The following is a 6259-nucleotide window of genomic DNA, read 5'->3' as shown; positions in this document are numbered from 1 at the left end:
AGCGCAAGCTGCGCGAGCGGATGAACATCCCGGTGTTCCACGACGACCAGCACGGCACCGCGATCATCGTCGGCGCCGCGGTGGTCAACGCGCTGGAAGTGGTCGGCAAGAAGATCGGGGACGTGAAGCTGGCCACCGCCGGCGCCGGTGCCGCCGGCATCGCCTGCCTGGACATGCTGGTGGCGCTGGGGCTGAAGCCGGAGAACATCCTGGCGGTGGACCGCGACGGCGTGCTGCATACCGGCCGCGGCAACATGGACCCGGACAAGCAGCGCTACGCGCGCGACACCGACAAGCGCACGCTCGCCGAGATCGTCGAGGGCGCCGACATCTTCCTGGGCCTGTCCGCCGCCGGCGTGCTGAAGCCGGAGATGCTGGCGGCCATGGCCGACAAGCCGATCGTGCTGGCGCTGGCCAACCCGACCCCGGAAATCCTGCCGGAGCTGGCGAAGCAGGTGCGCCCGGACTGCATCATCGCCACCGGCCGCAGCGACTACCCGAACCAGGTCAACAACGCGCTGTGCTTTCCGTACATCTTCCGCGGCGCGCTGGACGTGGGCGCCACCGAGATCAACGAGGCGATGAAGCTGGCCTGCGTGCGCGCCATCGCCCAGCTCGCGCGGATGGAAGCGGGCGACCTGGCGGCCGCGTACGGCGACGACATCCCGTCGTTCGGCCCCGAGTACCTGATCCCGCGCCCGTTCGACCCGCGCCTGCTGGTGATGCTGGCGCCGGCGGTCGCACGCGCGGCAATGGAATCGGGCGTGGCCACCCGCCCGATCGAGGACTTCGCCGCCTACGAGGAGAAGCTCGGCCAGTTCATCCACCGCACCGGCCTGGTGATGAAGCCGGTCTACGACCGCGCCCGCGGCGACCGCCAGCGGGTGGTCTACGCCGAGGGCGAGGAGGAAGTGGTCCTGCGCGCGGTGCAGACGGTGATCGACGAGGAACTGGCGACGCCGATCCTGATCGGCCGCCCGGAGGTGATCGAGTCGCGCATCCAGCGCCTCGGCCTGCGCATGCGCGCCGGCGTGGACTTCGAGCTGACCAACATCCTCGACGACCCGCGCTTCACCGAGTACTGGCAGCAGTACCACGCGCTGACCGAGCGCCGCGGCGTGACCCCGGCCGCGGCCAAGAACCTGATCCGCTCGCGGCCCTCGCTGATCGCCGCGCTGATGGTCGAGCGCGGCGAGGCCGACGCGATGATCTGCGGCCTGGTCGGCCGCTACCACAAGAAGCTCGGCTACCTGCGCAGCGTGTTCGACTTCGACAAGGGCGTGCAGGGCACCGCCGCCATGACCGGGGTGATCAACGAGCAGGGCGTGTGGTTCTTCCTCGACACCCACGTGCAGCTCGACCCCAGCGCCGAGCAGATCGCCGAGGCCACGCTGCAGGCCAGCTACCGGTTGAAGCTGTTCGGCATCGAGCCGAAGGTCGCGCTGCTGTCGCATTCCAACTACGGCAGCCACGATGACGCCAGCGCGCAGAAGATGCGCAAGGTGCGCGACCTGGTACTCGCGCGCGCGCCGAAGCTGGAGATCGACGGCGAGATGATGGCCGACACCGCCTGGAACGCCGACCTGCGCCAGCACGTGTTCCCGAACACCACGCTCAGCGGCCGCGCCAACCTGTTCGTGCTGCCGAACCTGGACGCGGCCAACATCACCTACAACATGGTCCGGGTGATGACCGACGGCGTGGCCATCGGCCCGATCCTGATGGGCCTGGACCAGCCGGCGCACATCCTGACCCCGGCCAGCACCCCGCGCCGGGTGATCAACATGACCGCGATCGCGGCCGTGGAAGCGCAACTGCGCAAGCAGCAGCGCGCCACCGGCATGTCCTTCGGCCGCCTGATGCGCTCCCTGTAGGAGCGGCGCTCGCGCCGCGACAACCCCGCGCCGCGCACCTAACCCGCGGCGCGCGCCCCGTACCAGCCCCGGGTCGCGTTCACGATCCGGACCACCGACAACATCACCGGCACCTCCACCAGGACGCCGACGACGGTGGCCAGCGCCGCGCCCGAATGCACGCCGAACACGCCGACTGCGGTGGCCACGGCCAGCTCGAAGAAGTTGCTGGCGCCGATCAGCGCCGATGGCCCGGCGACGCAATGCGCGACCCCGAGCCTGCGGTTGAGCCAGTACGCCAGCCCCGCGTTGAAGTACACCTGGATCAGGATCGGCACCGCCAGGATGGCGATGACCAGCGGCTGCGCCAGGATCTGCTGCCCCTGGAAGCCGAACAGCAGCACCAGCATCACCAGCAGCGCGAGCAGCGACAGCGGGTGCAGGCGCTGCAGCAGCGCCGCCAGCGCGGCCTCGCCTTGCCGCCGCAGCAGCCAGCGCCGCAACGGCACCGCCACCGCCACCGGGACGACGATGTACAGGCCCACCGACGACAGCAGGGTCGACCACGGCACCGAGATGGACGAGATCCCCAGCAGCAGCGCGACCACCGGCGCGAACGCGACGATCATGATCAGGTCGTTCAGTGCGACCTGGCTCAGCGTGAACCGCGGCTCGCCGTCGCACAGGTGGCTCCACACGAACACCATGGCCGTGCACGGCGCCGCCGCCAGCAGGATCAGGCCGGCGATGTAGGAGTCGATCTGCGCGGCGGGAAGCTGGTCGGCGAACACGTTGCGGATGAAGATCCAGCCCAGCAACGCCATCGAGAACGGCTTGACCGCCCAGTTGATGAACACGGTGACGCCGATGCCGCGCCAGTGCCGGCGCACCTCGCCCATCGCGGCGAAGTCGATCTTCAGCAGCATCGGGATGATCATCAGCCAGATCAGCCCCGCGACCGGCAGGTTGACGCTGGCGAACTCTGCGGCGGCGACCCGGGCGAAGGCGTCGGGGAACAGCGCCCCGAGCCCGATGCCGGCCGCCATGCACAGGCCGACCCAGAGCGTGAGGTAGCGCTCGAAGACGCTCACGGCGACGCCAGCAGTTCGCGGACCCGGCGCGAGATCTCGTCGCGCACCGCGCGGTAGCCGGCGTCGTCCAGGTCCTTCGGGTCGGGCAGGTTCCAGTCCTCGCGCCGCCTGGCCGGTACCCAAGGGCAGCTGTCGCCGCAGCCCATGGTGACCACGGCATCGAACTCGCCGGTCACCTCGTCCAGCGACTTCGACGCATGCGTGGACAGGTCGTAGCCGAGCTCGGCCATGAAGCGCACGGCCCGCGGGTTGACGCGCCCCGAGGGCCGCGAGCCGGCGCTCAGCGCCTCGACGTCGTCGCCACCGTGGATGCGCGCGAACGCCTCCGCCATCTGGCTGCGGTTCGAGTTCTCCACGCACACGAAGAGCACGCGTTTCCTTGCGCCTGCGACCATCTCAGCAGCAACCCGACTGCGGCGCGCAACAGGACCCGCCCTGGGCGGCTTTCGGCGCGACGCTGGCGATGTCCGGGCTGCAGGAGGCGCCGTCGGTCGCGCAGGGGGCGTCGCCGGCGTGGTAGGTGGTGGCTTCGCCGAGGGTGTGGAAGGTTTCCCAGCGCGTGCCCTGCGGATCCTCGGTCCAAAGCTTGTCCGACTGCGCGTAGCAGCAGATCGTCGCCTCCTCCGGGACCACGGTGCCGCCGGCAGCGTCGAGGCGGCGGCCGAGCGCGGCCAGCGCCTCGCCGCTGTCCGCCTGGATGCCGAGATGGTCGATGCCGGGCGCGCGGCCGGTGTTCGAGATCGCGAAGTTCACGCGCGGATCCTCGAGCATCCACTTGGCGTAGTCGTCCTTGCGCACGGAGGGTTGGGTGCCGAACAGCTCGGAGTAGAAGCGGACGCTCGCCGCCAGGTCGGCGACATTGAGGTGGACGTGGAAGCGGTTCATGGCCGTGGGTCCTTGTTTCGTGGGGTGCAGGTACCCGCCGGTCCGCAGTCCGCGGCGCCGGCGCAGCAGTTCTCGGTGAGGTAGGCGAGCAGCGCATCCATGCGCGCGTAGTCGGCGCGCACGCGGATGACGCGGCCCTCGCGCTCGTCGCCGACCATGCCGGCGGCGCGCAGCACGTTGAGGTGGGCGGTCAGGGTGGCCGCGGGCAAGTCCAGGCGCTCCCGCAGCGCGCCGACCGACAGGCCGTCGGGGCCTGCCTGCACGAGGGCGCGGAACGCCGCGAGGCGGGACTCGTGGCTGAGCGCGGAGAGGGCGGCAAGGGCGTCTGGCGTCTGCATGATTCGATAATTCCAGAAGTGTCGAACCAATGTCAAGCGTCCGTACGAAATTAAATCCCGGGTCAAAACGTCCAACAAATTACCCGGGTCCAATTGAAGAGTCGGTCGCGACCAGCGTTGGCGGGCTAGAATCCCCCCATGAACCAGACCAACGAGCTCCTCCGCGAAGACCCCGATCCGATCGAGACCCAGGAGTGGCTCGAATCCATCGAGGCGGTCCTCGACCGCGACGGCCCGGCCCGCGCCCACCAGCTCCTGGAAAACATGGTCGAGGTGACCCGCCGCGCCGGCGCCAACCTGCCGTTCTCGACCACCACCGAGTACATCAACACCATCCCGCCCGGCCAGGAGGCCAAGAGCCCCGGCGACGCGGCGATGGAATGGCGGATCCGCTCGATCATCCGCTGGAACGCGATGGCCATGGTGGTGGCCGCCAACCGCCGGCCCGGCGACCTGGGCGGCCACATCGCCACCTTCGGCTCCAGCGCCACGCTGTACGACGTCGGCTTCAACCACTTCTGGCGCGCCCCGAGCGAGGACCACCCCGGCGACCTGCTGTACATCCAGGGCCACGGCTCGCCCGGCATCTACGCGCGCTCGTTCCTGGAAGGCCGCATCACCGAGGACCAGCTGCACCACTTCCGCAAGGAGGTGGACGGCAAGGGCGTGAGCTCCTACCCGCACCCGTGGCTGATGCCCGAGTACTGGCAGACCCCGACGGTGAGCATGGGCCTGGGCCCGATCGCCGCGATCTACCAGGCGCGCGCGTTCAAGTACCTGGAAGCGCGCGGGCTGATGCCCAAGACCGACCGCAAGGTCTGGTGCTTCCTCGGCGACGGCGAGACCGACGAACCCGAATCGCTGGGCGCCATCAGCGTCGCCGGCCGCGAAGGCCTGGACAACCTGATCTTCGTCATCAACTGCAACCTGCAGCGCCTGGACGGCCCGGTGCGCGGCAACGGCAAGATCATCCAGGAGCTGGAAGGCAACTTCCGCGGCGCCGGCTGGAACGTGATCAAGACCATCTGGGGCAGCTACTGGGATCCGCTGCTGGCGCGCGACACCAGCGGGAAACTGCGCCAGGTGATGATGGACACCGTCGACGGCGAGTACCAGAACTGCAAGGCCTTCGGCGGCGCGTACACGCGCGAGCATTTCTTCGGCAAGACCCCGGAGACGTTGGCGCTGGTGCAGAACCTGAGCGACGACGACATCTGGCGCCTCAACCGCGGCGGCCACGACCCGCACAAGGTCTACGCCGCCTACCACGCCGCGGTGAACACCAAGGGCATGCCCACCGTGATCCTGGCCAAGACGGTCAAGGGCTACGGCATGGGCAAGGCCGGCGAGGCGCTGAACCCGACCCACGGCACCAAGAAGATGGACGACGAGGACGTCAAGGCGTTCCGCGACCGCTTCCAGATCCCGGTCACCGACAAGCAGCTCGAAGACCACCAGGTGCCGTTCTACCACCCGGGCAAGGACTCGCCGGAAGTGGAGTACATGCTCGAGCGCCGGCGCGCGCTGGGCGGCTTCCTGCCGCAGCGCCGCAGGAAGAGCACGCAGCAGTTCGAAGTGCCGCCGCTGAAGACCTACGAGCGCCTGCTCAAGGGCACCGGCGAGCGCGAGATCAGCACCACCATGGCGTTCGTGCAGATGCTCAACATTGCACTCAGGGACAAGCAGGTCGGCCCGCGGTTGGTGCCGATCGTCGCCGACGAGGCGCGCACCTTCGGCATGGAAGGCCTGTTCCGGCAAATCGGCATCTATGCCCCGCACGGGCAGAAGTACAAGCCGGTGGACGCCGACCAGCTCATGTACTACCGCGAGGACGCCGCGGGCCAGGTGCTGCAGGAAGGCATCACCGAGGCCGGCGCGTTCGCAAGCTGGCTGGCCTGCGCCACCAGCTACAGCACCAACGACCTGCCGCTGCTGCCGTTCTACATCTACTACTCGATGTTCGGCTTCCAGCGCGTCGGCGATGCCGCCTGGCAGGCCGGCGACATGCGCGCGCGCGGCTTCCTGCTCGGCGCCACCGCCGGCCGCACCACGCTCAACGGCGAGGGCCTGCAGCACGAGGACGGCCACAGCC

The 6259-nt window shown here is 69.3% G+C and carries 6 protein-coding genes; 2 read left to right on the top strand and 4 right to left on the bottom strand.

From position 1 onward, the window contains the following. On the top strand, positions 1-1874 hold a 1874-nt coding region (locus tag ACIY1X_RS23815; RefSeq protein WP_399685469.1), incomplete at its 5' end, for an NADP-dependent malic enzyme. Between the two features lie 38 nt (positions 1875-1912). On the opposite strand, the gene arsB is transcribed toward ACIY1X_RS23815, so the two are convergent. Genes arsB through ACIY1X_RS23795 form a run of 4 tightly spaced genes read right to left on the bottom strand, consistent with a single transcriptional unit; the run spans position 1913 to position 4167 of the window. After that, on the bottom strand, positions 1913-2944 hold the full coding sequence (gene arsB / locus ACIY1X_RS23810; protein ID WP_399685466.1) for an ACR3 family arsenite efflux transporter: 1032 nt from the start codon (positions 2942-2944) through the stop codon (positions 1913-1915). Continuing rightward, positions 2941-3315: an arsenate reductase ArsC gene (locus ACIY1X_RS23805; protein ID WP_399685464.1), complete on the bottom strand. Its 375-nt coding sequence runs from the start codon at positions 3313-3315 to the stop codon at positions 2941-2943. Before ACIY1X_RS23805 ends, arsB begins: the two co-directional genes overlap by 4 nt. Positions 3316-3340: 25 nt before the next feature. Then, positions 3341-3829 carry an ArsI/CadI family heavy metal resistance metalloenzyme gene (locus tag ACIY1X_RS23800; protein ID WP_399685461.1) on the bottom strand — a complete coding sequence of 163 codons (489 nt, stop codon included), beginning with the start codon at positions 3827-3829 and terminating at the stop codon, positions 3341-3343. After that, on the bottom strand, positions 3826-4167 hold the full coding sequence (locus ACIY1X_RS23795) for an ArsR/SmtB family transcription factor (protein ID WP_399685458.1): 342 nt from the start codon (positions 4165-4167) through the stop codon (positions 3826-3828). The genes ACIY1X_RS23800 and ACIY1X_RS23795 overlap by 4 nt, the downstream gene beginning before the upstream one ends. Positions 4168-4305: 138 nt before the next feature. On the opposite strand from ACIY1X_RS23795, the gene aceE reads away from it, so the two are divergent. After that, positions 4306-6259, top strand: a 1954-nt coding sequence (gene aceE / locus ACIY1X_RS23790; protein WP_399685456.1) for a pyruvate dehydrogenase (acetyl-transferring), homodimeric type, incomplete at its 3' end; no start/stop codon positions are given.

Origin of the sequence: Xenophilus sp. (assembly GCF_044462705.1) — a bacterium.
Classification (GTDB): domain Bacteria; phylum Pseudomonadota; class Gammaproteobacteria; order Burkholderiales; family Burkholderiaceae_C; genus Xenophilus; species Xenophilus azovorans.
Note: the sequence above shows the minus strand (reverse complement) of the source record. Positions and strands in the feature narration are given on the sequence as shown.